At 73.0% G+C, this 25,901-nt stretch carries 22 protein-coding genes; 16 read left to right on the forward strand and 6 right to left on the reverse strand.

Annotated features, from left to right (window positions below; genetic code table 11):
- Position 1: 1 nt before the first annotated feature.
- The 4 genes from pucD to ACFZBD_RS22195 all read left to right on the forward strand — a co-directional run bounded on the left by pucD (position 2) and on the right by ACFZBD_RS22195 (position 6,650).
- Positions 2–2,404, forward strand: coding sequence for a xanthine dehydrogenase subunit D (gene pucD / locus ACFZBD_RS22180; RefSeq protein ID WP_391141978.1), 2,403 nt, complete (start codon positions 2–4; stop codon positions 2,402–2,404).
- A 226-nt stretch (positions 2,405–2,630) separates the two neighbouring features.
- Positions 2,631–4,106 carry a solute carrier family 23 protein gene (locus ACFZBD_RS22185; protein WP_391141980.1) on the forward strand — a complete coding sequence of 492 codons (1,476 nt, stop codon included), beginning with the start codon at positions 2,631–2,633 and terminating at the stop codon, positions 4,104–4,106.
- Positions 4,107–4,149: 43 nt separating this feature from the next.
- A complete protein-coding gene (locus ACFZBD_RS22190; protein WP_391141982.1) occupies positions 4,150–5,298 on the forward strand; it encodes an XdhC family protein in 1,149 nt (382 codons plus the stop codon).
- Positions 5,299–5,435: 137 nt separating this feature from the next.
- The gene (locus tag ACFZBD_RS22195; RefSeq protein ID WP_391141985.1) at positions 5,436–6,650 is read left to right on the forward strand and encodes a GNAT family N-acetyltransferase; all 1,215 of its coding nucleotides are present in this window, start codon (positions 5,436–5,438) and stop codon (positions 6,648–6,650) included.
- 60 nt (positions 6,651–6,710) lie between these two features.
- Here the strand turns inward: ACFZBD_RS22195 and ACFZBD_RS22200 are convergent, their stop codons facing one another.
- Positions 6,711–7,325 (reverse strand): TetR family transcriptional regulator, encoded by a 615-nt coding sequence (locus ACFZBD_RS22200; RefSeq protein WP_391141987.1) that lies wholly within the window; start codon positions 7,323–7,325, stop codon positions 6,711–6,713.
- Positions 7,326–7,452: 127 nt separating this feature from the next.
- Between ACFZBD_RS22200 and ACFZBD_RS22205 the strand changes: the two genes are divergently transcribed.
- The 4 genes from ACFZBD_RS22205 (at position 7,453) to ACFZBD_RS22220 (ending at position 10,740) form a co-directional block, all read left to right on the forward strand.
- On the forward strand, positions 7,453–8,607 hold the full coding sequence (locus ACFZBD_RS22205) for an acyl-CoA dehydrogenase family protein (protein ID WP_391141990.1): 1,155 nt from the start codon (positions 7,453–7,455) through the stop codon (positions 8,605–8,607).
- Between the two features lie 34 nt (positions 8,608–8,641).
- Positions 8,642–9,403: an SDR family NAD(P)-dependent oxidoreductase gene (locus ACFZBD_RS22210; RefSeq protein WP_391141992.1), complete on the forward strand. Its 762-nt coding sequence runs from the start codon at positions 8,642–8,644 to the stop codon at positions 9,401–9,403.
- A gap of 110 nt (positions 9,404–9,513) precedes the next feature.
- Positions 9,514–10,227, forward strand: coding sequence for a TetR family transcriptional regulator (locus ACFZBD_RS22215; RefSeq protein WP_391141994.1), 714 nt, complete (start codon positions 9,514–9,516; stop codon positions 10,225–10,227).
- A 129-nt stretch (positions 10,228–10,356) separates the two neighbouring features.
- Complete coding sequence (locus tag ACFZBD_RS22220; RefSeq protein ID WP_391141996.1) at positions 10,357–10,740, forward strand: zinc ribbon domain-containing protein; 384 nt, start codon at positions 10,357–10,359, stop codon at positions 10,738–10,740.
- Positions 10,741–10,873: 133 nt separating this feature from the next.
- On the opposite strand, the gene ACFZBD_RS22225 is transcribed toward ACFZBD_RS22220, so the two are convergent.
- The 4 genes from ACFZBD_RS22225 to ACFZBD_RS22240 all read right to left on the reverse strand — a co-directional run bounded on the left by ACFZBD_RS22225 (position 10,874) and on the right by ACFZBD_RS22240 (position 14,502).
- Positions 10,874–11,830, reverse strand: a complete 957-nt coding sequence (locus tag ACFZBD_RS22225) for an FAD-binding protein (RefSeq protein WP_391141999.1) — start codon at positions 11,828–11,830, stop codon at positions 10,874–10,876.
- A gap of 33 nt (positions 11,831–11,863) precedes the next feature.
- Positions 11,864–12,649, reverse strand: coding sequence for an electron transfer flavoprotein subunit beta/FixA family protein (locus ACFZBD_RS22230; protein ID WP_391142001.1), 786 nt, complete (start codon positions 12,647–12,649; stop codon positions 11,864–11,866).
- A gap of 44 nt (positions 12,650–12,693) precedes the next feature.
- The gene (locus ACFZBD_RS22235; RefSeq protein ID WP_391142003.1) at positions 12,694–13,845 is read right to left on the reverse strand and encodes an acyl-CoA dehydrogenase family protein; all 1,152 of its coding nucleotides are present in this window, start codon (positions 13,843–13,845) and stop codon (positions 12,694–12,696) included.
- 177 nt (positions 13,846–14,022) lie between these two features.
- Entirely contained in the window at positions 14,023–14,502 is a 480-nt protein-coding gene (locus ACFZBD_RS22240; protein WP_391142006.1) for a hypothetical protein, read from the reverse strand.
- A gap of 590 nt (positions 14,503–15,092) precedes the next feature.
- On the opposite strand from ACFZBD_RS22240, the gene ACFZBD_RS22245 reads away from it, so the two are divergent.
- The 7 genes from ACFZBD_RS22245 (at position 15,093) to ACFZBD_RS22275 (ending at position 24,370) form a co-directional block, all read left to right on the forward strand.
- Complete coding sequence (locus ACFZBD_RS22245; protein ID WP_391142008.1) at positions 15,093–16,640, forward strand: DUF6851 domain-containing protein; 1,548 nt, start codon at positions 15,093–15,095, stop codon at positions 16,638–16,640.
- Between the two features lie 65 nt (positions 16,641–16,705).
- Positions 16,706–17,245, forward strand: coding sequence for an HPP family protein (locus tag ACFZBD_RS22250; protein WP_391142011.1), 540 nt, complete (start codon positions 16,706–16,708; stop codon positions 17,243–17,245).
- A 49-nt stretch (positions 17,246–17,294) separates the two neighbouring features.
- A complete protein-coding gene (locus ACFZBD_RS22255; protein WP_391142014.1) occupies positions 17,295–18,218 on the forward strand; it encodes a rhodanese-like domain-containing protein in 924 nt (307 codons plus the stop codon).
- The gene (locus ACFZBD_RS22260) at positions 18,211–18,627 is read left to right on the forward strand and encodes a cupin domain-containing protein (protein ID WP_391142017.1); all 417 of its coding nucleotides are present in this window, start codon (positions 18,211–18,213) and stop codon (positions 18,625–18,627) included. Before ACFZBD_RS22255 ends, ACFZBD_RS22260 begins: the two co-directional genes overlap by 8 nt.
- A 282-nt stretch (positions 18,628–18,909) precedes the next feature.
- Positions 18,910–19,383 carry a cobalamin-dependent protein gene (locus ACFZBD_RS22265; RefSeq protein WP_391142020.1) on the forward strand — a complete coding sequence of 158 codons (474 nt, stop codon included), beginning with the start codon at positions 18,910–18,912 and terminating at the stop codon, positions 19,381–19,383.
- On the forward strand, positions 19,380–22,610 hold the full coding sequence (locus ACFZBD_RS22270; RefSeq protein ID WP_391142022.1) for an FAD/NAD(P)-binding protein: 3,231 nt from the start codon (positions 19,380–19,382) through the stop codon (positions 22,608–22,610). Before ACFZBD_RS22265 ends, ACFZBD_RS22270 begins: the two co-directional genes overlap by 4 nt.
- Entirely contained in the window at positions 22,607–24,370 is a 1,764-nt protein-coding gene (locus tag ACFZBD_RS22275) for an AMP-binding protein (RefSeq protein ID WP_391142023.1), read from the forward strand. Before ACFZBD_RS22270 ends, ACFZBD_RS22275 begins: the two co-directional genes overlap by 4 nt.
- 152 nt (positions 24,371–24,522) lie before the next feature.
- Here ACFZBD_RS22275 and ACFZBD_RS22280 read toward each other — a convergent pair whose 3' ends face one another.
- Positions 24,523–25,122, reverse strand: a complete 600-nt coding sequence (locus ACFZBD_RS22280; protein ID WP_391142024.1) for a TetR family transcriptional regulator — start codon at positions 25,120–25,122, stop codon at positions 24,523–24,525.
- Between the two features lie 119 nt (positions 25,123–25,241).
- Here ACFZBD_RS22280 and ACFZBD_RS22285 point away from each other — a divergent pair, with 119 nt between their 5' ends.
- The gene (locus ACFZBD_RS22285) at positions 25,242–25,790 is read left to right on the forward strand and encodes a carboxymuconolactone decarboxylase family protein (RefSeq protein ID WP_391142025.1); all 549 of its coding nucleotides are present in this window, start codon (positions 25,242–25,244) and stop codon (positions 25,788–25,790) included.
- Positions 25,791–25,901: the final 111 nt, after the last annotated feature.

Genomic DNA, 25,901 nt, shown 5'->3' on the forward strand with positions numbered 1-25,901 from the left:
CATGGCTCAGAACACCCGCACGGTTCCGGCCGGTACGCCGACGAACGTCACCCAGAGCCACACCAAGGGCGGCATCGGGGAGTCCACGCTCCGCCCGGACGGCACCCTCAAGGTCACCGGTGAGTTCGCGTACTCCTCGGACATGTGGCACGAGGACATGCTCTGGGGCCAGACGCTCCGCTCGACCGTCGCGCACGCCGAGATCGTCTCCATCGACGTCTCCGAGGCCCTCGCGATGTCCGGCGTGTACGCCGTCCTGACCTACGACGACCTGCCGACCGAGGTGAAGAACTACGGCCTGGAGATCCAGGACACCCCCGTCCTGGCGCACGGCCGGGTACGCCACCACGGCGAGCCGGTGGCCCTGATCGCCGCCGACCACCCGGAGACCGCCCGACGGGCGGCCGCCAAGGTCAAGATCGACTACCGGGAGCTGCCCGTCGTCACCGACGAGGCCTCCGCGCTCGCCGAGGACGCGCCGCTGATCCACGAGGGGCGCGACGACCACCACGCCGGTCACGTCCCGCACCCGAACATCGTGCACCGCCAGCCGATCATCCGCGGCAACGTGGCGGAGGCGCGCAAGCGTGCCGACGTGATCGTCGAGGGCGAGTACGTCTTCGGCATGCAGGACCAGGCCTTCCTCGGCCCGGAGTCCGGGCTCGCCGTGCCCGGCGAGGACGGCGGTGTCGACCTGTACGTCGCCACCCAGTGGCTGCACTCGGACCTCAAGCAGATCGCCCCGGTCCTCGGCCTGCCCGAGGAGAAGGTCCGGATGACGCTCTCCGGCGTCGGCGGTGCCTTCGGCGGCCGCGAGGACCTGTCGATGCAGATCCACGCCTGCCTCCTGGCGCTCCGCACCGGCAAGCCCGTCAAGATCGTCTACAACCGCTTCGAGTCCTTCTTCGGGCACGTGCACCGCCACCCGGCGAAGCTCTGGTACGAGCACGGTGCCACCAAGGACGGCAAGATCACGCACATGAAGGCGCGGATCGTGCTGGACGGCGGCGCCTACGCCTCCGCCTCCCCGGCGGTCGTCGGCAACGCCTCCTCCCTCGGCGCCGGTCCGTACGTGATCGACGACGTCGAGATCGAGGCCGTCGCGCTCTACACCAACAACCCGCCCTGCGGCGCGATGCGCGGCTTCGGCGCGGTCCAGGCGTGCTTCGCGTACGAGGCGCAGATGGACAAGCTCGCGGCCAAGCTGGGCATGGACCCGGTGGAGCTGCGGCAGCTCAACGCCATGGAGCAGGGCACGATCATGCCGACCGGCCAGGTCGTGGACTCGCCGGCCCCGGTCGCCGAGCTGCTGCGCCGGGTCAAGGCCCGCCCCATGCCGCCGGAGCAGCAGTGGCTCGCCGCCGGCGAGGACGCGGACGTCCGCGCCCTTCCCGGTGGTCTGTCCAACACCACGCACGGCGAGGGTGTCGTCCGCGGTGTCGGCTACGCCGTCGGCATCAAGAACGTCGGCTTCTCCGAGGGCTTCGACGACTACTCCACCGCCCGTGTGCGGCTGGAGGTCATCAACGGCGAGCCGGTCGCCATGGTCCACACGGCGATGGCCGAGGTCGGTCAGGGCGGTGTCACCGTGCACGCCCAGATCGCCCGCACGGAGCTGGGCGTCACGCAGGTGACGATCCACCCGGCCGACACCCAGGTCGGCTCCGCCGGTTCGACGTCCGCCTCCCGGCAGACGTACATGACCGGTGGCGCGGTGAAGAACACCTGCGAGAAGGTGCGCGAGTCCGTCCTCGAGATCGGCCGCCGCAAGTTCGGCTCGTACCACCCGGCGTGGGCCACCGCCGAGCTGCTCCTGGAGGGCGGCAAGGTCGTCACCGACGGCGGCGAGGTCCTCGCGGACCTGGCGGACGTCCTCGAGGGCGAGTCCATCGACCAGGAGCACGAGTTCCGGCACCGCCCGACCGTCCCGTTCGACCTGGTCACCGGCCAGGGCGACGGCCACGTCCAGTACACCTTCGCCGCGCACCGCGCGGTGGTGGAGGTGGACACCGAGCTGGGCCTGGTCAAGGTCATCGAGCTCGCCACCGCCCAGGACGTCGGCAAGGCGCTCAACATGCTCTCCGTCGTCGGCCAGATCCAGGGTGGCACCACCCAGGGCCTGGGCGTCGCGGTGATGGAAGAGATCATCGTGGACCCGAAGACCGCGAAGGTGCGCAACCCCTCCTTCACGGACTACCTGATCCCGACGATCCTCGACACGCCGACCATTCCGGTCGACGTACTCGAACTGGCCGACCCCAACGCGCCGTACGGCCTGCGGGGACTCGGCGAGGCTCCGACCCTGTCGTCCACCCCGGCCGTCCTCGCGGCGATCCGGAACGCGACGGGCCTGGAGCTCAACAAGACGCCGGTCCGCCCCGAGGCGCTCACCGGCACCCTGTAGGACTCTCCGGGCGGTGCGTGCCTCCAGGGAACGTCACACCTTCCACCGCCCGTACCGCCCGGAGTACCCCCGGCAGTACCCAGCACCACCAGATCGATCTGAACCATCCCGTTCGTCTCGGGCCGTCCCCCGGGTCGTGCAGCCCACGCAGCATCCCAAATCCCGCAGCGTCTCTGACTTCCCCAGTCTTATGCGGGTGCCCCTTTGAACCTTGGGAGTAGGCCCCATGACCCAGTCGTCTGTGGAGCCCAAGACCGCCTCGGAGGACGCGGGCTCCGGCTCCAACGTCCCCTCCGGCCGTTCTTGGCTCGACCGGTACTTTCACATCTCGGAGAGAGGATCCACCGTCGCGACGGAGATCCGCGGCGGCGTCACCACCTTCATGGCGATGGCGTACATTCTCCTGCTCAACCCCCTGATCCTCGGCGGCAAGGATGTGGACGGCAACGTCCTCAGCCAGCCCGCGCTCATCACGGCGACGGCTCTCGCCGCCGCGGTGACGACCCTCCTGATGGGCTTCTGGGGCAAGGTCCCGCTTGCCCTGGCCGCCGGTCTCAGCGTCTCCGGTGTCCTCTCCTCGCAGGTCATCGCGGTGATGACCTGGCCGCAGGCCATGGCCATGTGTGTGGCCTACGGTGTGGTGATCTGCCTTCTGGTGGTCACCGGCCTCCGCGAGATGATCATGAACGCGATACCGCTGGCGATCAAGCACGCGATCACCATCGGCATCGGTCTCTTCATCGCGATCATCGGCTTCGTCAAGGCCGGGTTCGTGCACGAGAACCCGTCCCCCGGCGGTGGCCCGGTCACGCTCGGCCCCCTCGGTGAACTCCAGGGCTGGCCGGTCCTGATCTTCGCCGTCACCCTGCTGCTGATCTTCGCGCTGCAGGCCCGCAACGTCCCGGGCGCCATCCTCATCGGCATCGTCGCCGGCACGGTCCTCGCCCTGATCGCCAACGCCGTCGCCGACATCCCGGAGAAGGGCGCGGGAGCCTGGTTCTCCGGCTCGCCCGAGCTCCACGGCAGCGCCGTCTCCGCCCCGGACTTCTCGCTCATCGGCGAGGTCTCCTTCAGCGGCTGGGGCGACGTCGGTTACATCACGATCACCATGATCGTCTTCACCCTGGTGCTGGCCGGCTTCTTCGACGCCATGGCCACCATCATCGGTGTCGGCTCCGAGGCCAACCTGGCCGACGACAAGGGCCGCATGCCCGGCCTGTCCAAGGCGCTCTTCATCGACGGCGCCGGCGGTGTCATCGGCGGCGGCGTCGGCGGCTCCGGTCAGACGGTCTTCGTCGAGTCCGCCACCGGCGTCGGCGAGGGTGCCCGCACCGGCCTCTCCTCCGTCGTCACCGGCGCCTTCTTCGCGGCCTGCCTCTTCTTCACCCCGGTCACCGCGATCGTGCCCGCCGAGGTCGCCTCCGCGGCCCTGGTCGTCATCGGCGCGATGATGATGCAGAACGCCAAGCACGTCGACTGGAGCGACCGCTCCGTCGCGATCCCGGTGTTCCTCACCGTGGTCCTGATGCCGTTCACGTACACCATCACCACGGGTGTCGCGGCCGGTGTCATCTCCTACGCCGTCATCAAGGTGGCGCAGGGCAAGGCACGCGAAGTGGGCGCCTTCATGTGGGGCCTGACCGCGATCTTCATCGTGTACTTCGCGATCCATCCGATCGAGAGCTGGCTGGGCGTCAGCTGACGCCCGTACCGCCGCCCTCCACACACGTATCGAGGAGTTCGAGATGCTGGACATCGCCGAAGAGCTGCACCGGTGGGTCGAGCAGGGCCGCGAGTTCGCCGTCGCCACCGTGGTGGCCGTCGGCGGCAGCGCGCCCCGGCAGCCCGGCGCCGCGCTCGCCGTCGACCAGGACGGCACGGCGATCGGATCGGTCTCGGGCGGATGTGTGGAGGGCGCGGTCTACGAGCTGTGCCAACAGGCCCTCGAGGACGGCAGGACCGTCGTCGAGCGCTTCGGATACAGCGACGAGGACGCCTTCGCGGTCGGTCTGACCTGCGGCGGCATCATCGATATCCTCGTCACCCCGGTGCGCGGCGGGGTCTTCCCCGCCGCCCTCCAGGCCGCCGTCTCCGGCGAGGCCGCGGCCCTGGCCCGGATCGTCGGCGGCCCCGCCGACCTGCTGGGCCGGGCGCTGCTGGTCCGTCCCGACGGGTCGTACGACGGCACCCTCGGCGGCCACCCCGAGCTGGACCGCACGGCGGCCGGCGAGGCCTTCGCCCTGCTGGACGCCGGCCGGACCGGCACCGTGGAGATCGGCGAGGACGGCAGCCGCTGCGGGCAGCCCCTCACCCTTCTGGTCGAGTCCTCCGTCCCCGCCCCCCGCATGATCGTCTTCGGCGCGATCGACTTCGCCTCCGCGCTGGTGAGGGTCGGCAAGTTCCTCGGCTACCACGTCACCGTGTGCGACGCCCGACCCGTTTTCGCGACCCCGGCCCGTTTCCCCGACGCCGACGAGATCGTCGTCGAGTGGCCCCACCGCTACCTCAAGGCCGCCGCCGAGGCCGGCGAGACCGACGGACGCACCGTCCTGTGCGTCCTCACCCACGACGCCAAGTTCGACGTCCCGCTGCTCGAAGCAGCCCTGAAGCTTCCCGTCGCCTACGTCGGCGCGATGGGCTCCCGCCGCACCCACGAGGACCGCAACAAGCGGCTGCGCGAGGTCGGCGTCACCGAGATCGAACTGGCCCGGCTGCGCTCGCCGATCGGCCTCGACCTCGGCGCCCGCACCCCCGAGGAGACGGCGATCTCCATCGCCGCGGAGATCGTCGCCAACCGCCGCGGCGGCAGCGGCGTCTCCCTCACGGGCGCGCACACCCCCATCCACCACGACGGGCCGCGCGCACCCGCCGGACGGATAGGCTCCGTCGCGTAGGCGACTGTGGCGCTCCGGCCCCACGACACAGCACGACGGTACGGGCCGGAGCCCGACGGTACGGGCCGGTCCCGGCCGGGTCGGGATCGAGACGCGGACGCGCGGCGGTGCGACCCCCGCCGGTTAGGGTCCGGATCATGGAGATTCGTGACGTACCCGAAGCCCATCTCGACCGCGCCCTCGACCTCGCGTACCTCGTCTTCCACGAACGCCCCGACGAGGCGAAGCGCAAGCACCACCGCGCACTGATGCTGCCCTGCGCACGCGTCGGCGCCTACGACGGGGAGACCCTGGTCGGCTTCGTCGCCGCCCACCCCTTCACCCTCTCCGTGCCCGGCGGCGACCTGCCCTGTCCGGGCCTGACCTTCGTCTCCGTCGCCCCCACCCACCGCCGGCGCGGCGTGCTCTCGGCCATGCTCGGCGAGCTCTTCCGCCGCTGCGGCGAGCGCCGGGAGCCGATCGCCGCACTGTGGGCCTCGGAGGACGCCATCTACGGCCGGTTCGGCTTCGGACCCGCCACCCAGGGCGCCCTCGTCGAGATCGACTCGCGGCGCCCCCTCGCCCTGCGCATCGCCCCCGACGAACGCCCGCTGCGCCTCGTCGACCCGGCGGACGCGCCCGCCGCCGTCGGCCCGTACTACGCATCCACCCGCGCCCTGCGCGCCGGACGGGTCGCCCGCGACGAGGAGCGCTGGAGCGGCGAATGGCTCGCGGACGAGGACGAGGAGGACGACGAGCTGTCCCCGCCCCGGATCGTCGCCCTCGGCGACCCCCTCGCGGGCTACGCCGTCTACCGCACCAAGGGCGAGAACGAGGACACCCGGACCCCCGGCCTGGTCCGCGTCGACGAGCTGGAGGCCGACACCCCGGCCGTCGCCGCCGCCCTCTGGACGTACCTCGCCGCCGTCGACCTCACCGGCACCGTCCGCGCCTGGGGCCGCCCGCTCGACGACCCCCTGCTGCTCTTCGCGGCCGACCGCGACCAGGTGCGGGTGACCGGGCAGTTCCCCGCCCTGTGGGTGCGGCTCGTGGACGTCGGGGCGGCGCTGACCGCGCGGAGCTGGGCCGCCGCCGCGGAGCTGGTGCTCGAGGTGCACGACGCCCGCGTCCCGGCCAACTCCGGCCGCTTCCGGCTCGCGGTGGACGGGCGGAGCGCACGGTACGAGCCGACCGGCGACCCGGTCGACCTCTCCTTCGACGTACGCGACCTCGGCGCCTGCTACCTCGGCGGGACGCGCGTCGCGGACCTGGTCGCCGCGGGCCTGGTGGAGGAGCACACCCCGGGCGCGGCGGCCGCCCTGGACGCTGCCCTGCGCACCGACCGCCTCCCGCACACCGACGACGAGTTCTAGGGGGTGTCCTGCGTGTGAATCATGCCGGGAACGCCAGGCAGGCGCTCCCGCGGGGCCTCGTCAGGCCGTGCCGGGCCGCGTCAGGCCGTTCAGCAGCAGCTCCGCGAGCTGTTCGTACGCCTCCGCGTCGGCGAGGCCCGTCGCCGACGCCACCTGCCGCTGCTGGATGCGGACCATCACCGAGGCGATGACATCGGCCGCGAAGGTCACGTGGACGTCGCGGAAGACGCCCGCGCGCACGCCTTCCTCGATCAGCTGCTGCACCCGCCCGGCCGCCGCGCGCGTGTTGCGTTCGTACACCTCCGCGGCCGGCTCGAAGGCGGCCACGTCGTCGAAGAACCGGGGGGAGACCGGGGCCAGTTCGGCGGCCACCGCCCGCAGATAGGCGGCCAGCCGCTCGGCCGGCTCGGTCTCGGCGGCGAGCACCGACTCCACCCGGGTGGTCGCGCGCCGGAAGAAGTGGACGACGGCCGCCCGGACGAGCTGCTCCTTGCTGTCCGCCAGGCCGTAGAGGGTGCGCTTCGAGCAGCGCAGCCGCGCGGCGAGGTCGTCGAGCGTCAGCTGGGCGAAGCCCTCGCCGACCAGGAGCGCCACCAGCTCCTCGAACAGGGCGGACCGGCGGGCGGCGCCGCGGCCGGTCAGCTTGGGCGCGCCGGCGGCTGAGGTCTCGATCACCCGAACAGTATGCCGGGCGGTCCTTCCGGGGGGTTACGCCGACACCCTTCTGCGCTACGCTAACCGGTACTGCCGTACCACCCCCAGTACCGCTTACCCGGTGGTGCCGAGTGTCACTGGAGTCGCCATGGATGTCGACCGCCTGCTTCCCACCCCCGAAGCCGCGGATCTCATCGCCCTCACGCGGGAGATCGCCGACAAGGAGCTCTCCCCCCGCGTGGACGAGCACGAGGCCGCCGAGACGTATCCCGAAGGTCTCTTCGCCACCCTCGGGGAGGCCGGGCTGCTCGGCCTCGCGTACCCCGAGGAGTTCGGCGGCGGAGGCCAGCCCTACGAGGTGTACCTCCAGGTCCTGGAGGAGCTGGCGGCCCGCTGGGCGGCCGTCGCCGTCGCCACCAGCGTCCACACGCTCGCCTGCCACCCGCTGCACTCCTTCGGCACCCCGGAGCAGAAGGAGCGCTGGCTGCCGGCGATGCTCGAAGGCGAGCTGGTCGGCGGCTACAGCCTCTCGGAGCCCCAGGCCGGCTCCGACGCGGCCGCCCTGACGTGCAGGGCGGAGCGCACCACCGACGGCCCCGGCGGGGACGCGTACCGGATCACCGGCACCAAGGCGTGGATCACTCACGGCGGCAAGGCCGGGTTCTACGCCCTCTTCGCCCGTACGGCCCCGGGCAGCCACGGCATCTCCTGCTTCCTCGCCCCGGGCGCCACCGACGGTCTGACCTTCGGGAAGCCGGAACGGAAGATGGGCCTCCAGGCCGTGCCCACCACCTCCGCCCACTGGGACGGCGCGCTCGTCGACGCGGACCGCCGCATCGGGGAGGAGGGGCAGGGGCTCCAGATCGCCTTCAGCGCCCTCGACTCCGGGCGCCTGGGCATCGCCGCCTGCGCCACCGGCCTCGCCCAGGCCGCCCTGGACGCCGCCGTCGCGTACGCCAACGAGCGCACCACCTTCGGCCGGAAGATCGTCGACCACCAGGGGCTCGGCTTCCTCCTGGCGGACATGGCCGCCGCCGTCGACTCCGCCCGCGCGACCTATCTGGACGCGGCCCGCCGCCGTGACCTCGGCCGCCCGTTCAGCCGTCAGGCCAGCGCGGCGAAGCTGGTCGCGACCGACGCCGCCATGAAGGTGACGACCGACGCCGTGCAGGTGCTGGGCGGGTACGGATACACCCGCGACTTCCCGGTAGAGCGCTACATGCGCGAGGCCAAGATCATGCAGATCTTCGAAGGCACCAACCAGATCCAGCGGCTGGTCATCAGCCGGTCCCTCGTCCGCTGACCCCCGTCTGACGACCCATCCCGCAAGGAGCATCATGGACATCGCCGGATCCGCCGCGCTCGTCACCGGAGCGGCCTCGGGCCTCGGCGCCGCCACCGCCGCCGCCCTCGCGGCGCGCGGCGCGACCGTCTACGGCCTGGACCTGGACAAGGCCGTCGCCGCCTCGGGCCCCCTGCCCGACGGCGTCACCCTGCTCGCCGCCGACGTCACCGAGGAGGGCCCCGTCCGCGAGGCCCTCGCCCGGATCGAGGCCGACGGCGCCGAGCTGCGGCTCGCCGTCAACTGCGCGGGCATCGCGCCCTCCGCCCGCATCCTGGGCCGCAAGGGCCCCCACGACCTCGACCTCTTCCGCGCCGTCCTGAACGTCAACCTCCTGGGCACCTTCAACGTCATGCGCCTCGCTGCCGAGGTCATCGCCCGGCAGGAGGCGGACGAGCACGGCCAGCGCGGACTCGTCGTCAACACCGCCTCCATCGCCGCCTTCGAGGGCCAGGTCGGCCAGATCGCCTACGCCGCCTCCAAGGCGGGGGTCGCCGGAATGACCGTCACCGCCGCCCGCGACCTCGCGCAGTTCGGCATCCGGGTCGTCACCGTCGCGCCCGGCATCGTGGACACGCCGATGATGGCCGGCTTCAGCGACGAGATCCGGGCCGGGCTCGGCGCGAGCGTCACCTTCCCGCAGCGCCTGGCCCGCCCCGAGGAGTACGCCCGGCTCGTCACCATGGTCACCGAGCACGACTACCTCAACGGCGAGACGATCCGGATGGACGGTGCCCTGCGCATGGCGGCCCGCTGACCCGTCGTCCCGGAGGGCCGTGACCCGCCCGGACGCTTCGTAGCACTTGGTGCCGCCTTCGCGTGGCACCAAGTGCCGCTTCGGCGTCCCCGGGGTGTTAGGTTCGGGCCATGGGAACGGGAACAGCGTCGACCAGCTCCGCGAAGCCCGGCATGCGGGACTCCCTCATCGCCGCGGCCTTCCAGCTCTTCCTGGAGCGGGGGTACGAACAGACGACCGTGGACGACATCGTCCGGACGGCCGGGGTCGGCCGCCGGTCCTTCTTCCGGTACTTCCCGTCCAAGGAGGACGTGGTCTTCCCGGACCACGAACAGTGCCTCGCCGACATGACCGCCTTCCTCGCCGCCAGCGAGGACGGCGACGACCCGCTGGTCCGGGTCTGCGACGCGGCCCGGCTGGTCATGCGGATGTACGCCGAGAACCCCACGTTCTCCGTCCAGCGCTACCGCCTCACCCGCGAGGTGACGGGCCTGCGCACCTACGAACTCTCGGTCGTCTGGCGGTACGAGAAGACCCTCGGCGACTATCTGCGCACCCGCTTCGCCGGCCGGCGCGACGGCACCCTGCGCGCCAACGTGGTCGCCGCGGCCGTGGTCGCCGCGCACAACCACGCCCTGCGCCACTGGCTGCGCTCGGGCGGCGAAGGGGACCCGCTGGCGGAGGTCGACAGCGCCCTGGAGTTCGTCCGGGACACCTGGAGCCCGGAGGGCACCCCGGCCGGCCCGGCCGAGGAGGCCGAGGACGTCGTCGTCGTGATCACCAAGCGCTCCACCCCCATGTGGCGGGTGGTCCGTGAGGTGGAGTCGAGCATCGGCGAGAGCTGAGCCGAGGGCCTGCGCCCGACAGGGTTCTGAGTATCTTCAATTAGGGGAACTCAGGTCTTTATTATATGGCACTCAGTGCCATATCTTTGCCCTGCACGGTCGAGCCGCCGAGTGCAAGGAGAAGGCATCGTGTTCCACACGGGACTGAGGAGCGGGTGCGCCGTCCGGACCGAGGAATCGGGCGCAGACGCCGAGCTCTACTTCCAGCGCTGCCGCTGGTGCCACACCCATACGTACCAGCGTCTGCTCTGTCCGACCTGCGGGTCGACCGAGCTGGCGCCCGAACGCAGTGACGGCGAGGGCGTGATCACCGTACGCCGGGGATTCACCGCCGCGCAGGCGGACCTCTGGCCCGTCCACATGACCGAGGGCTTCGTCGTCCGCTGCCGGGTCGACGGCCCGCCGCACGCGGTGCGCCCCGGGGTGCGGGTCCGGCTCTCCTCCGCCGGCACGGAGGCCGCCCACCCCGTCGTCCGCCTCTGCGAAGAGGTCCCCCTCGACGGCTGGCTCTGACGGGGGCGAACCGGGAGACGGGCGACGAGAAGGGCCGGATGGTGGCACCCAGTGCCACCATCCGGCCCTTCTCCGTCACCCGAGCCGGTCCGTCGCCTCGGCCCCGACCGGCCTGGACGACGGACCGGCCGCCTCAGCGGGCGCCGATCTCGTCCGTCAGCTGCGGCAGGACGGCGAACAGGTCGCCGACCACGCCGTAGTCGACCAGATCGAAGATCGGGGCCTCCGGGTCCTTGTTGACGGCCACGATCGTCTTCGAGGTCTGCATGCCGGCGCGGTGCTGGATCGCGCCGGAGATGCCCGCCGCGATGTACAGCTGCGGCGAGACCTGCTTGCCGGTCTGGCCGACCTGGTTGGCGTGCGGGTACCAGCCGGCGTCGACCGCCGCGCGGGAGGCGCCGACCGCCGCGCCGAGCGAGTCGGCCAGCTTCTCGACGACCCCGAAGCCCTCGGCCGCGCCGACCCCGCGCCCGCCGGAGACGACGATGGCGGACTCGGTCAGCTCCGGGCGGCCGGTGGAGACGCGCGGGGTGCGCGAGACGACCCGGGCGGCGTTGCCGGTGAAGGCGACGGTGACCTCCTCGACCGTGCCGGCGGCCGGGGCGGCCTCGGGCGCGGTCGAGTTCGGCTTGACGGTGATGACCGGCACGCCGTGCGAGACCCGCGACTTCACCTGGTACGAGGCGGCGAAGACGGACTGGGTGGCGACCGGGCCCTCGTCGCCGGCCTCCAGCTCCACGGCGTCGGTGATCAGACCCGAGCCGAGGCGCAGGGCCACGCGCGCGGCGATCTCCTTGCCCTCGCCGGAGGAGGTCACCAGGACGGCGGCGACGCCCTTGTCCTTGGCGATCTGGGTGAGCGCGTCGACCTTCGGGACGACGAGCTGCTCGCCGAACTCGGCGCCGTCCGCGACGTACACGGTGGCCGCGCCGTACTCCCCGGCGGTGGCGGCGACGGAGGCCGCCGCCTCGCCGGCGCCGAGCACGACGGCCGTCGGCTCGCCGATCCGGCGGGCCAGCGTGAGGAGTTCGAGCGCCGGCTTGCGGACCGCACCGTCGGCGTGGTCCACGAGAACCAGGATCTCAGCCATGATTCCTTGCTCCTGAACGGTAGTGACGGTGGGTCAGATAAACTTCTGGGAGGACAGGAAGGCGGCGAGCTGCTTGCCGCCGTCGCCCTCGTCCGTGACGATCGTGCCCGCGGTGCGGGGCGGGCGGGCCGTGGCCGACTCGACGAGCGTCCAGGAGCCGGCCAGGCCGACCTCGTCCGCGTCGATGCCGAGGTCGTCCAGGTCCAGCTCCTCGACCGGCTTCTTCTTGGCGGCCATGATCCCCTTGAAGGAGGGGTAACGGGCCTCGCCGGACTGGTCGGTGACCGAGACGACGGCCGGCAGCGGGGCCTCCAGCAGCTCGGTCGCGGCGTCGCCGTCGCGGCGGCCCTTCACGAGACCGTCCGCCACCGAGACCTCGGAGAGGAGCGTGACCTGCGGCAGGCCGAGCCGCTCGGCGAGCAGCGCGGGCAGCACGCCCATCGTGCCGTCGGTGGAGGCCATGCCGCACAGGACCAGGTCGAAGCCGGTCTTCTCCAGCGCCTTGGCGACGATCGCGGAGGTGCCGATCACGTCCGTGCCGTGGATGTCGTCGTCGTTGACGTGGACGGCCTTGTCGGCGCCCATGGACAGCGCCTTGCGCAGGGCGTCCTTGGCGTCGTCGGGGCCGACCGTGACGACGGTGACCTCGGCGTCGTCGGACTCCTCGGAGATCCGCAGCGCCTGCTCGACCGCGTACTCGTCCAGCTCCGACAGCAGGCCGTCGACGTCGTCGCGGTCGACGGTCAGGTCGTCGGCGAAGCCGCGGTCGCCGGTCGCGTCGGGTACGTACTTCACACAGACAGCGATCCTCAGGGTCACGGCCTGGCTCCTTTCAAACGATCAAGCGGTCAAGTGGGAGGCGGTTACGGGAGGTTGCGGGCCATGACGATCCGCTGGATCTGGTTGGTGCCTTCGTAGATCTGGGTGATCTTGGCGTCGCGCATCATGCGTTCGACGGGGTAGTCGCGGGTGTAGCCGTAGCCGCCGAGGAGCTGGACGGCGTCGGTGGTGACCTCCATGGCGACGTCGGAGGCGAAGCACTTGGCCGCGGCGCCGAAGAAGGTCAGGTCGCCGTCGACGCGCTCGGACTTGGCGGCGGCGGCGTAGGTGAGCTGGCGGGCGGCTTCCAGCTTCATGGCCATGTCGGCGAGCATGAACTGCACGCCCTGGAAGTCGGCGATCGGCTTGCCGAACTGCTTGCGCTCGGTGACGTAACCCTTGGCGTAGTCCAGGGCGCCCTGGGCGATGCCGAGGGCCTGGGCGGCGATGGTGATCCGGGTGTGGTCCAGGGTCTTCATCGCGGTGGCGAACCCGGTGCCCTCGGCGCCGATCATCCGGCTCGCGGGGATCCGGACGTTGTCGAGGTAGACCTCGCGGGTCGGGGAGCCCTTGATGCCGAGCTTCTTCTCCGGCGCGCCGAAGGAGACGCCCTCGTCGGACTTCTCCACCACGAACGCCGAGATGCCCTTGGACCGCTTGTCGGGGTCGGTGACCGCCATCACCGTGTAGTACTCGCTCACCCCCGCGTTGGTGATCCACCGCTTCACACCGTTGAGGACCCAGTCCTCGCCGTCACGGACCGCGCGGGTCCGCATCCCCGCCGCGTCCGAACCGGCGTCCGGCTCCGACAGGGCGTAGGAGAACATCGCGTCCCCCTTGGCCAGCGGCCCCAGATACGCGTGCTTCAGCTCCTCCGAACCGGACAGCACCACCGGCAGCGAGCCGAGCTTGTTGACCGCCGGGATCAGCGAGGACGACCCGCACGCCCGCGCCACCTCCTCGATCACGATCACCGTCGCCAGCGCGTCCGCGCCCGCGCCGCCGTACGTCTCCGGCACGTGCACCGCGTGCAGATCGGCCGCCACCAGCGCGTCCAGCGCCTCCTGGGGGAACCGGCCCTCCTCGTCCACCGCCGCGGCGAACGGCGCGATCTTCGCCTCCGCCAGCGCACGGACCGTCTCCCGGAGCATCTCGTGCTCTTCGGACGGGCGATACAGGTCGAAGTCCTTGCCCATGATCTGGAACTCCCCTAAAGACGCGGTTCGGCGACGCTTGTGGCAACGCTGATGGCACTGAGTACCCTCAGCAAAACACACTCAGTGCCATGATGCCAGTGTCAGCGTGTCCGCGCGCCCGCGGGAAACGTAAAACCCCAGGTCAGAGGGGTGCGGGTGGGCAGGCGAGCGGCCGGCTCAGGGGCCGCTCCTCGGCCGGGTCGTCACCACGACGGCGGCCGCCAGCAGCACCACGTTCTTGACGACGAACTCGCCGACCAGGGTCAGCAGCAGGGGATTGGCGTGCTCGAAGGCCATCCGCGGGGTGAGGACGAGGACGGCGAACGTGCCGCACAGGTGCGCCACGAGGACCGGGAGCGCGCCGCCCAGGGCCCGCCCGGAGACGAGCCAGACCCCCAGGGCGACCTCGCCCCAGCCCAGCGCCGGGACGAACCATCCGCCGGTCGCGAACGGCATGACGTCGACGACGAGCCGGGCGGCCGGGCTGAGTCCGATCACCTTGAGCACCCCGAACCACACGAAGACCCCGCCGAGGCCGGCCCGGAGCATCGTGAGGCCGTACCGGTGCAGGCGCGGTGCGAGGTGGTCGAAACGTCGCGTGGACGCCGGGGCGGGGGTCGTCCTGCGGACGGGTCTGAGGTGCGGGGAAACGGTCATGCGCGGCATCTCCAAGTCGACTCGATGCGAGGCGGGATGAGGGGGCTCCGGGAGGGCTCTCCGGAGAGCGGGGCACCGGTCGGATTCCGCCGAAGTGCGGCGGGAGCCCGCGAGCGGCTCGGAAGCGCTCGGGACCGCCGAGGGGTGCGCGGAAGTGCGGAGAAGTGCGACGGACTGCGGAGGGGTGCGACGAGCTGTCGAGGAGCGCGGCGACGTACGGACCGGGACGTGCGGGGAGGTGCCGAGGAGCGCGGGAGCGGCCGGTGGGCGGCCGTCGCCGACTGCGGGGCCCACCGGGCGAGGGCCGCCTCGCACGGGCTCGGTGACGGGTGCGCGGGGCCCGGGGCGGTGTGCGGCGCCGCCCGTCGGCCGGCCCGTCGGCCCGTCGGTGTCGTGGCCCCACGCTAGCCACCTCCCGAGGCCACCGCGACGCCCATCGCTTCCTTGCATGCCTGCGATGGAAGAAGCCGATAGGCCGTTGCCCTGCGCGATCAAATCTCGCCAGCCTGAGCACTGTTCGAGTTCGTGTGTGAACCGCGGACCCGGACCGAGTCCGTCCGCTCTCGGTACGATGCGAAGGAATCCCACGGATGTCTCACCGCCCCGACGCCCACCCGACGACCGCCACCGCCGTCCGCGCCCCGCTGACGCGGCGCCGCGTGCTCACCGCCTCCGCCGCCACGGCCGGTGCCCTCGCTCTCGCGGCCCCCGCCGCCCGCGCGGTCCCGATGAGCTTCGAGGCGGAGACCCGCACCGGCAGACGCGCCCCGGGCGCCGGCGCCGAACCCAGCGTCGTCATCCGCTGGAACCAGGCCACGATGGACGCGATCCTGGGCCGCTACCAGGCCGCCGGCAACCGCTTCGGCCCCGCCACGGTCAACGCCCGCGTCCTGGCCGTCGTCCACAACTGCATCTACGACGCCTGGGCCTGTTACGACCGGGTCGCCTCCGGCACCCGCTTCGGCGGCTCCCTGCGCCGCCCGCGCGCCGAGCGGACGCTCGACAACAAGAACGAGGCCATCAGCTACGCCGCCCACCTGGCCCTGCTCGACTTCTTCCCCGAGTACAAGGTCGCCATCGACTCGATGCTGCGCAGCCTCGGCTACGACCCGGAACTCACCGATCCGCGCCGCAACACCCCTGCCTGGATAGGCCTCCGCACGGCCAGGGCCGTCCTCGCCTACCGCCACGGCGACGGCGCCAACCAGCTCGGCACGCCCCCGTACGCCGACACCACCGGCTACCAGCCGAAGAACCCGCCGCAGACCGCCGGCGCCTTCGACCCGTCCACGGTCGTCGCGGCCGAGCACTGGACCCCGCTGGTCGTCGGCGGCAAGCTCCAGAAGTACCTCACCCCGCAGTTCGCGCTGATGAAGCCGTTCGCGCTCAGCCGCCCCGACCAGTTCACGGTCCCCGCCCCGCCCGCGTACCCCTCGGTCCGGATGACGGCGGCGATCGAGGAACTCATCGACATCAGCGCCCATCTGACGGACGAGCAGAAGTGCATCGCCGAGTTCTGGCTCAACGACGATGTCACCCCGCCCGGCGCCCAGCAGATGTGGGGCCGCTTCGTGTCCGCCCGCGACGGCTACGACGTCGACGAGGACGCCAAGCTCTTCCTCGGCCTCAACATGGCCGAGTGCGACGCGGCCATCGGCTCCTGGGCCGTCAAACTCCAGTACGACTTCGCCCGGCCGTCCACCCTCATCCCGTACGACCGCCGGGGGCAGCAGCTGCGCTCCTGGGGCGGCCCCGGCCAGGGCACCGTCACCATGGACGGCGTCGACTGGGAGGCGTACGTGGCGGTGCCGCCGTTCCCGGCGACCGTCTCCGGGCACAGCACCTTCTCCGGCGCCGCCGCCGAGTTCCTGCGCCGCTTCACCGGCTCCGACCGGTTCGGCGACTCCTACCGCTTCAAGGCCGGCACCTCCACCGTCGAGCCCGGCATCACGCCGCACACCGACGTCGTGCTCATCTGGCCCACCTTCACCGAGGCCGCCGCCCAGGCCGGCATCTCCCGCGTGTACGGCGGCATGCACTGGTCCTTCGACAACGGACCCGGCATCGAGATGGGCCACAAGATCGGCAAGGTCGTCCACCGCCAGGCCCGGCGCTACTTCACCGGCGCCCACCGCTGACCGGCCCCTCCGCCCGACGCACGTCCCCGTCGCACGACCGCCCGCCCCGGCAAGGAGAGAACCCCGTGAGCAACCGGACACAGACGGCCGCGGGCGCGGCCGCCCCGCCGAAGCCGAGCCGCTGGGCGGGCGGCGCCCCGCCCTTCCCCGGCGGCCGCCCGGCCGCCCTGGGCACCCTGGCCACCGTCGTCTCGCTGCTGATCCTGGTGGCGCTCGGCGAGGCCACCGGCCACCTGCTGATGATCGCCCCGCTGGCCGCCACCGCGATGATCATCTGCAGCACGCCGGCGCTGCCCCCCGCCCAGCCCCGCGGCGTCGTCCTCGGCCAGGTCGGCTCCGGAGCCCTCGGGCTCGTCGCCGTCGCCCTGCTCGGCGACTCCCTGTGGGTCGCCGGCCTGGCCGCCGGTCTCACCGTCGGCCTGATGCTCCTCCTGCGGGCCGTCCACGCCCCGGCCGCCGCCACCGCCGTCCTCGCCGTCCTCCAGGACCCGGCGCCGGTCCGCTTCCTCGTCCTGCTGACCGTCGGCAGCGTGCTGCTCGTCGCCGTGGGCCTGGTCGCGTCCCGGACCGGGGTGATCGGCAAGTACCCGACGTACTGGTGGTGACGGGCCCCGCCCCCTTTCCCGCGTCGTCCCTTCCCTCAACGGAGCGCCGATGAACCGTGACAGGCTTCTGGTCACCACCGACCGGATCGACGAGCACCTCTCCGCAGGCACCGCCGGCGACGACCTCGTCCTCGTCGAGATCACCGACGGAGGCAGCCAGGAAGGCCGGATCCCCGGCGCCGTACGCCTCGACTGGAGCGGCGACCTGCAGGACGCCGTACGCCGGGACGTCATCGGCCCCGAGGCCTTCGCCGCCCTCCTCGGCCGGCACGGGATCTCCGAGGACCACACCGTGGTCTTCTACAGCGGCAACAACAACTGGTGGGCCGCCGCCGGGTACTGGCAGTTCCGGCTCTACGGCCACCGCGAGCTCCGCCTCCTGGACGGCGGGCGCGCCCGCTGGGAGGCCGTCGGCGGCCGGCTCACCCACGAGGCGCCCGAGCGGACGCCGGTGACGTACCCCGTCCCCCGGCCCGACGAGTCCGTCCGCGCCCGCCGCGAGGACCTGCTCGACCACATCGGCCGCCACCGGCTGCTCGACGTCCGCTCCCTGGAGGAGTACGTCGGGCGCAGCAACACCCCGCCGGGCGTTCCCGAGGACGTCGGCGTCCGCTGCGGGCACGCGCTCTCGGCGGAGCACATCCCGTGGCACAGCGCCGTCGGCCCCGACGGCACCTTCCGCTCCGACGAGGAGCTGGAGCGCGTCTACGCCGGGGTGGGGGAGGAGGGCACCACCGTCCTCTACTGTCGCGTCGGCTGGCGCTCGGCCCACAGCTGGTTCGTCCTCCACGAGCTGCTCGGCCGCCGTGGGGTGCGCAACTACGACGGCGCCTGGCGGGAGTTCGGCTCCCTCATCGGCGCCCCCATCGTCAACGGCCCGCTGCCGTGGGGCCCCGACGGCATCCCGTCCCTCTTCGCCCAGCGCGCGCCCGGACGCGCGCCCGTCACCTCGGAGGCCACCTCCCGTGCCTGACGTCACCGTGATGCGGAACGTCCTCCGCAGCGGCTTCGACCAGACCGACCTGCCCTGGGTGCCGTGGACCGAACCCGGCCGGGTAGGCGTGGAGTACGTCGTGCTGTGGGGTCCCGACCCCGACGAGGACGAGGACTCCGCCTCCCTGCTGCTGCGCTTCCCGCCCGGCGCGCACGGCGACTTCCACGAGCACCTGGGCCACGAGCTGATGCTCGTCCTCGACGGGACGCTCGACCACAGCGACGGGCGCCGCTTCCACCGCGGCGACCTGGTGGTGGAGGAGCCCGGCACCCGCCACCAGATGTCCAGCGCGGAAGGCTGCACGGTCCTCGCCGTCCGTGCCCGCCCCGCCGCGCCCCGCACGCCGGAGTCCGGCGAGATCACCACCTCGGTGGGCGCGGGAGCCTGACCCCGCCCCGGAGCCGGCCCGGCGGAACACCCGCCGGGCCGGACCCGGCCTGCCCGCGGCCGCCCGGCCCCGGGCCGCCCGGTCGCCGGCGCCCATCGGTTCCGACCGGGCCGGGTCCCGCGCACCCGTACCGCGCCCGTACGCACCTGTCCCGTACGCACCTTCGCCGTACGCACCCGGTACCCGCCCCGCAGCTGTCCCGTACCCGTACCCGTACCGCCCCCGTACCGCACCCGTGCTGTGCGCGGCGACGCGCGTAGCCCGTCACGTGAGAGAGAAGCCATGACCCCTTCCGCAAGGCCGCACCCTTTGCGCAGCCCGGAGACCTCCCGTCGGGTCCTGCTCACCACCGGATCCTCCGACGCGCACACCTGGAACCTCGTCCACCTCCAGCTCTTCCTGGAGGAGCACGGGCACTCCGTCCTCAACCTCGGGCCCTGCGTCCCCGACCAGCTCCTCGTCGACACCGCCCGGATGACGACCCCCGACCTCGTCGTCGTCAGCTCGGTCAACGGCCACGGCCACCAGGACGGACTGCGCGCCGCCCGCGCCCTGCGCTCCGACCGCGAGACCCGCGCCATCCCCATGGTCATCGGGGGGCTGCTCGGCATCTCCCCGCAGGGCGCCGAGGAGCGCACCGCCGAGCTGCTCGAAGCCGGCTACGACGCGGTGTACGCCGACGGCACGGCACCGACCGCCCTGCTCCACCACCTCAGCGAGCTGAGAGGCTCGTGTACCGGGCGGGCCGCGGCGTGACCCATCCCGCCCAGCCCCCGCAGCCCCGACACGCCGCGGCCCCCGGCGACCTCGGAACCTTCGTCCAGGAGGCGGCCGCCGCCGGCGAACTCGTCGTCCAGCCCCGCATGGGCATGCTCTCGCCGCAGGAGATGGCCGCCGGAGTCGCCGCCGTCGCCGGGCTGCCCGAACGGACCGTCGCCACCCTCACCATCGACAGCTACACCCGGGTCGGCGACCACGCCGCCGCCACCGCCGCGCTCCGCGCCGGCCGGCCCCTGAACGGCTTCCCCATCGTCAGCCACGGGCCGCAGACCAGCGCCCGGGTCGCCGCCGCGGCGGGCCGACGCACCCCCGTCCAGGTCAGACACGGCTCCGCCGACCCCATGGCCATCTTCCGCACCATGACCGCGGCCGGCCTCTCCGCCACCGAGGGCGGGCCCGCCTCCTACTGCCTGCCCTACGGCCGCACCCCGCTCGCCGAGTCCGTCGCCGCCTGGCGTGACTCCGTCCAGTACCTCACCGAGGAGAGCCGCGACCACGGCCGCCGCGCCCACCTGGAATCCTTCGGCGGCTGCATGCTCGGCCAGCTCTGCCCGCCCTCGCTGCTCGTCGCGATCTCCGTCCTGGAGTGCCTCTTCTTCGCCGCGAACGGCGCGCGCAGCGTCTCCCTCAGCTACGCCCAGCAGACCCACGCCGGCCAGGACGCCGGCGCCCTCACCGCCCTGCGGATGCTCGCCGACGAGTTCCTGCCGGCGGCGGTGGACCGGCACATCGTCCTCTACACCTACATGGGCGTCTACCCACGGACCGTGCCCGGCGCCCGCCTGCTCCTGCGCCGCAGCGCCGAACTCGCCGTCCGGGGCGGGGCGCAGCGCCTGATCGTGAAGACCGAGACCGAGGCGCACCGCATCCCCACCGTCGAGGAGAACCTGACGGCGCTGCGCACCGCCGCCGACGCCGCACGCGAGGCCCGCGCCCGCGGCCGGCGGCCGGAGCCGGGCGCCACCGACACCGAGGAGATCCTGACCGAGGCCCGCACCCTCGTCACGACCGTGCTCTCGCTCTCCGACGACCTCGGCATCGCCCTGCTCAAGGCCTTCGACCGCGGCCTGCTCGACGTGCCGTTCTGCCTCCACCCGGACAACCGGGGGGAGGCACGCTCCACGCTCGCGCCGGACGGCCGGCTCCAGTGGACCGACCTGGGCTCCCTGCCGCTGCTCACCACCAGCCGAAGGACCATCCCGATGACCTCCCGCCAGCTCTCCGGCATGCTCGGCCGGGTCGCCAGGGAACACGACCAGGCCGCCGAGACCGACCCGCCGCCGGAGCCCTCGCGCCTCACGGCCCCCGCCCCCGGCGGCGCGGGGGAGCCGGCCGAGCCGCTGCGGATCGCCTTCGCCGGCATGGGCCCGCGCGGCCTGTCCGTACTGGAGCGGCTCGCCGCCCGCTGCGCCGCGGACCCGCCGGCCCGGCCGGTGGAGGTCCACGCGGTGGATCCGTACGAGGCGGGGGCCGGTCGGATCTGGCGCACGGACCAGTCGCCGTGGTTCCTGATGAACACCCCGGCCCAGGAGGTCACCATGTTCTCCGGGCCCGCCGACGACGGGCCGCACCGGCCGGGCGCCGGACCCACCCTCGGCGAGTGGTGGGCGCGGGACGACCCCGCTCACGCCGAGCCCGAGGGCTACGCCCCCCGGGTCGTCTACGGCCGCTACCTCGCGTACGTGATGGAGCGCATCGAGGCCACCCTGCCGCCGCCCCTGACCGTGCGCCGCGTCCCGGCCCGGGTGCTCTGCGCCGACCGGACCGGGGACGGCCCGCACCGGCTGAGACTCGACAGCGGGGACGTGCTGAGCGTGGACCGGCTCGTCCTCGCCACCGGACACCCGGTCAACGAGCCCGACGCGGGGCAGCGGGAGTGGCAGCGGTTCGCCCGTACGCACTCCACCCCCGCCCGCCCGCTGCGGTACGTCCTCGGGGGCTCCGCCGGCGAGATGCCGCTCGCCGACATCCCGGCCGGCGCGTCGGTCGGCGTCCTCGGCATGGGCCTGACCTTCTACGACATCGTCACCGAGCTGACCCTGGGGCGCGGCGGCACCTTCGCCGAGGGACAGGACGGCCTGCTGTATCTGCCCAGCGGCAAGGAGCCCCGGATCCTTGCCGCTTCCCGCGGCGGGGTCCCGCTGCTGACCCGGGGGGCCAACCAGAAGGATCCCTCCCACCGTTACCGCGCGCGGCTGTTCACGGCCGAGCGGATGGCCGAGCTGAGGGCGGGCGGTCCGCTCGACTTCGCGGCGGACGTCCTGCCCTGGCTGCTGGCCGAGGTGAATCTGGTGCTGCTCGCCGGCCGCGTCCGGCAGGCCCACGGGGCCGAGGCGGCGGCGCGGTTCACCGACCGCGCGGAGCGGGCGCTGGACCGGCGCGAACCGCCGGACCTCCGCCTGCTGCGGGATCAGGCCTCCGCGTACGACATCGACCGCCGGCCGCTGCACCGGCTCGACACGCTCGCCCGCCCCTTCGCCGGGCGCCGCTTCGGCTCCCCGGCGGAGTTCCACAAGGTGCTCACCGAGTGGTTGCGCGCGGACCTCGCCGAGGCCCGGCTGGGCAACGCGGACGGGCCGCTGAAGGCGGCCGCGGACGTGCTCCGCGACGTACGGCAGACGATCAGGACCGTCGTCGACTTCGGCGGTCTGACCCCCGCCTCGCACCGCTGGTTCCTGGAGGAGTTCGGCCCGGTCGCCGCCATGGTGTCCACCGGCCCGCCGCAGGTGCGCTCGGAGCAGTTCCTGGCGCTGCTCGCGGCCGGCGTCCTCGAACCGGTCGGCCCCGGCGCCCGGTTCGGCGCCGACGCCGGGACGGGACGCTTCACCGTCGAGTCCGCGCAGGTGGAGAACTCCTGGGTGGCCCTCGACGTGCTGGTCGACGCCCGGGTGCCGAGCACCGACATCGGCGCGGACCGTGATCCGCTGATCCGGGGGCTGCTCGCCGACGGGGCCATCCGCCGCTTCGTCAACGCCCCGGAAGCCGACGACGCGTTCGTCACCGGTGGGATCGACTGCACGGACGCCCCCTTCCACCCGGTCCGGGCGGACGGCTCGGTGGACACCGCCACCCATGTGATCGGCATCCCCAGCGAGCACACCCGCTGGTTCACCCAGGTCGGCAGCGGCCGGCCGGGCCCGTGGGGGTCGTTCACCCGGGACGCCGACACGATCGCCGCCGCGCTGCTCGGAGCGGCCTCGTGAACCCGTACGGGCCCGGCGGGGCGGAGGCCGAGGAGGCGTACCGCGAGCACCGGTGGACGGCCGCGCACGAGGAGTACCGCGCCGCCCGTGATCTGCTGCTGCGGCTGCGCGGCGACCGGGAGGCGGCCCGAGCGGCCTTCCGGTGGCCGCGCGCCGAGCACTTCAACTGGGCGCTGGAATGGTTCGACGTCCTCGCCGCGGACAACCACCGGCCGGCCCTGGAGATCCTGGGCCCGCCGGACCCCGGCGACGGCCGGGTCGCCGTCGCCGAGCGGGTCTCCTTCGCCGAACTGTCCGCGCGGTCCGACACGTTGGCCGTGGCCCTCGGGGAGCTGGGGGTCGCCGCGGGCGACCGGGTGCTGGTGCTGCTCGGCACCAGGGTGGAGCTCTGGGAGACGCTCCTCGGCTGTGTGAAGCTCGGCGCGGTCGTGGTCCCCGGCTACCAGGACCTCACCCGGGACGAGGCCGCGGACCGGATCGGCCGGGGCGGCATCCGGCACGTGATCTGCACGTCCGCGCTCGCACCCCTCCTGTCCGGCTCCCCGGTCCCCGGGCTGCGGATCGCGTACGGCACCCCGCCCGGGGAGCGGGGCTGGGTGCCGTACCCGGACACCGGACCGGCCGCCCGGCGGCCCTTCCTGCCCCCGGGCCCGACCCGGGCCGCCGACCCGTCGTTCTGCTACTTCACCTCGGGCACCACCTCGCTGCCCAAGCTCGTGGAGCACAGCCACGCCGGCTACGGCGTCGGCCACCTCTCCAGCCTCTACTGGAGCGGGCTGCGCCCCGGCGACCGGCATCTGAACCTCTCGGCGCCCGGCTGGGCCAAGCACTCCTGGTCCAGCCTCTTCGTCCCCTGGACGGCGGGGGCGACGGTCCTCGCGCCCCCGGACGGCGGCCTTCCGCCCGCCGTCCTGCCCGGCGTGCTCGCCGACCACGGCGTGGAAAGCCTCTGCGCGCCGCCGAGCGCCTGGCGGGCGATGCTGCCGTACGTCTCCGGTGGCCCGGCCGCCCCCCGGCTGAGGGAGGCGACGGCGGCCGGCGAGCCGCTGACGGCCGAGGTCGCGGACGCCGTCGAGCAGGCCTGGGGGGTCAGGGTCCGGGACGGCTACGGCCAGACCGAGGCCACCGCGCTGATCGGCCGCGCCCCGGGCACCCCCGCGGCGCTCTCCCCGCTGGGCCACCCGCTGCCCGGCTACCGCATCGTGCTGCGCGACCCGGAGACGGGCGCCGAGGCGGAGGCGGGGGAGGTGTGCGTGGACCTGACGGAGCGTCCGCCGGGTCTGATGCGGGGGTACGCGGACCGCCCGGACCGTACGGAGGCGGTCTTCGCCGACGGGTACTACCGCACGGGCGACCGGGGCGAGTGGTGTGCGGACGGGTCCCTGCGGTTGCTGGGGCGGCTGGACGAGGTCTTCAAGTCGCACGGCCACCGGATCTCCCCGATGGAGATCGAGGCGGTGCTGCGCCGGCATCCGGCGGTCGCGGACGCGGCGGTCATCCCCTGCCCGGACCCGGCCGGCGGCCTGGCTCCGTACGCCGTCGTCCAGCTCACGGCGGGGGCGGGGGCGGCCAGGGCGGGCGAAGGCGATGGGGAGGAGGCCGGTGTGGCCCGTGTGGAGGAGGAGCTGCTGGCCCTGGCGCGCACCCGCCTCGCGCCGGTCTTCGTCCCCCGGGGCGTGCGCTTCGTCCCCGAACTCCCCCGCACCCGCTCGGGCAAGCTCCGCCGGACGGCCCTGACGGCCCTCGACGTGGGCGACTGAGTACCCCCGGCCGGCGCCGGGTCCCCCGGGGCGGGCCGGACCTCACCCCACCTCCGGGATCGGTCCGCCCCCGCGGGCCGGCCGGGCCCGTCCGCGGACCGCTGTCCACCGCTCCCTCGTTCGCGGGGGCGGTTTCCGGTCGGCTTTCCGTCTCAGGCCGTCGTCGCGGGCTCCCGGTCGACGGACGGGTCGCGCGTGGCGGTGCGCAGGAGGATTTCGGCCACGGACCGGGCGCGTACCGCCGCGTCCGTGGTGCCCTCGCGGAGCGCCGTCACGATGGCGCCGTCGCCGAGGAGGGCGAGCTGGCGGGCGAGCGTCCGGTGGTCCGCGTAGCCGCCGTCGACGAGCAGGCCGTCCAGGACGGCGATGACCTTCTCCTTGTGCTCGGCCGCCACCAGGTGCGCCGGACTCTCCGGGTCCGCCGCCTCGACCATGGTGTTGATGAAGGCGCACCCCCGGAACTCGGCCGCCGCGAAGCGCTCGGCCAGGCCGTCGAAGAGGGCCAGCGGCAGCTCGCGCGGCGGGCGTTCGCTGGCCTCGATCCGTCCCGCGAGCCACCCGCGCCACATGCCGTCGCGGCGTCGGAGCACCTCCACGACCACGTCGTCCTTGCTGGGGAAGTGGCGGTAGAACGACGCGCGGCCCACACCGGATTCGGACAGGATCCGCTCGATCCCGACGGCCCGGATCCCTTCTTCGTAGAACAGACGCTCCGCCGCGCTGAGGAGCCGTTCTTTCGCGTTCGTCGCCATACGAAACGGTACCACTCAGTACCGCGCAGAGTCGCACACCATTGCGGAAGACGGCACTGATCGGTACCGTTCCGATGGTACCGATCAGTTCCGTCTTGGTCCTGCGCTAGGAGAGCTCCATGCCCCGCCTGCCCCAACTGACCGTCGACACCGCCAACGAGGAGCAGCGCGAGCTGCTCGAGGGCACCCTCAAGCAGCTCGGCAAGCTGCCGAACCTCTACGCCTCCATGGCCAACGGCCCGGCCGCGCTGCGCGGTTACCTCGCCATGCGCGAGGCCCTGGTCGGCGGCTCCTTCAGCGCCCGCCAGCGGGAGCAGCTCGCCCTCTACATCGCCCAGCGCAACGACTGCACGTACTGCGTCTCCGCGCACACCCTGCGCGGCGGCAAGGTCGGCCTGAGCGAGCAGGAGCTGCTCGCCACCCGCCATGGCGGCGACGCCGGTGACCCGCACATGGACCAGGTGCTGCGGATCGCCGGGGACATCATCGACACCGGCGGCCGGGTCACCGACGCGGCCCTCGCCGACGCGCGGGCCGCCGGCGTCACCGACGCCGAACTCGCCGAGATCGTCGGCCACATCGCGCTCAATGTGCTGTCCAACTTCTTCAATCACGTTGCGCAACCGGATCTGGACTTTCCGTTGGTCCAGGCCCAGATCGCCGAGTAGAGTCTTCGCGGCCGAGGCAGGGGTGCCGGGCGCGAAGGGGCGCCCGGCACCCCTGTGGCATGTGTGACTGACCGAGTGTGCGACGGACCGGATGGCGTGACCGCCCGACCG

Source organism: Streptomyces sp. NPDC008121 (assembly GCF_042957155.1).
Taxonomy (GTDB): Bacteria; Actinomycetota; Actinomycetes; order Streptomycetales; family Streptomycetaceae; genus Streptomyces.

Coding starts and splice junctions, on each gene's coding strand:
- ACFZBD_RS22255 (WP_391142014.1), top strand. CDS start 17,295: ATGAACCGTGACAGGCTTCTGGTCACCACCGACCGGATCGACGAGCAC.
- ACFZBD_RS22265 (WP_391142020.1), top strand. CDS start 18,910: ATGACCCCTTCCGCAAGGCCGCACCCTTTGCGCAGCCCGGAGACCTCC.
- ACFZBD_RS22245 (WP_391142008.1), top strand. CDS start 15,093: ATGTCTCACCGCCCCGACGCCCACCCGACGACCGCCACCGCCGTCCGC.
- pucD (WP_391141978.1), top strand. CDS start 2: ATGGCTCAGAACACCCGCACGGTTCCGGCCGGTACGCCGACGAACGTC.
- ACFZBD_RS22225 (WP_391141999.1), bottom strand. CDS start 11,830: ATGGCTGAGATCCTGGTTCTCGTGGACCACGCCGACGGTGCGGTCCGC.
- ACFZBD_RS22285 (WP_391142025.1), top strand. CDS start 25,242: ATGCCCCGCCTGCCCCAACTGACCGTCGACACCGCCAACGAGGAGCAG.
- ACFZBD_RS22210 (WP_391141992.1), top strand. CDS start 8,642: ATGGACATCGCCGGATCCGCCGCGCTCGTCACCGGAGCGGCCTCGGGC.
- ACFZBD_RS22185 (WP_391141980.1), top strand. CDS start 2,631: ATGACCCAGTCGTCTGTGGAGCCCAAGACCGCCTCGGAGGACGCGGGC.
- ACFZBD_RS22190 (WP_391141982.1), top strand. CDS start 4,150: ATGCTGGACATCGCCGAAGAGCTGCACCGGTGGGTCGAGCAGGGCCGC.
- ACFZBD_RS22205 (WP_391141990.1), top strand. CDS start 7,453: ATGGATGTCGACCGCCTGCTTCCCACCCCCGAAGCCGCGGATCTCATC.
- ACFZBD_RS22235 (WP_391142003.1), bottom strand. CDS start 13,845: ATGGGCAAGGACTTCGACCTGTATCGCCCGTCCGAAGAGCACGAGATG.
- ACFZBD_RS22240 (WP_391142006.1), bottom strand. CDS start 14,502: ATGACCGTTTCCCCGCACCTCAGACCCGTCCGCAGGACGACCCCCGCC.
- ACFZBD_RS22280 (WP_391142024.1), bottom strand. CDS start 25,122: ATGGCGACGAACGCGAAAGAACGGCTCCTCAGCGCGGCGGAGCGTCTG.
- ACFZBD_RS22215 (WP_391141994.1), top strand. CDS start 9,514: ATGGGAACGGGAACAGCGTCGACCAGCTCCGCGAAGCCCGGCATGCGG.
- ACFZBD_RS22195 (WP_391141985.1), top strand. CDS start 5,436: ATGGAGATTCGTGACGTACCCGAAGCCCATCTCGACCGCGCCCTCGAC.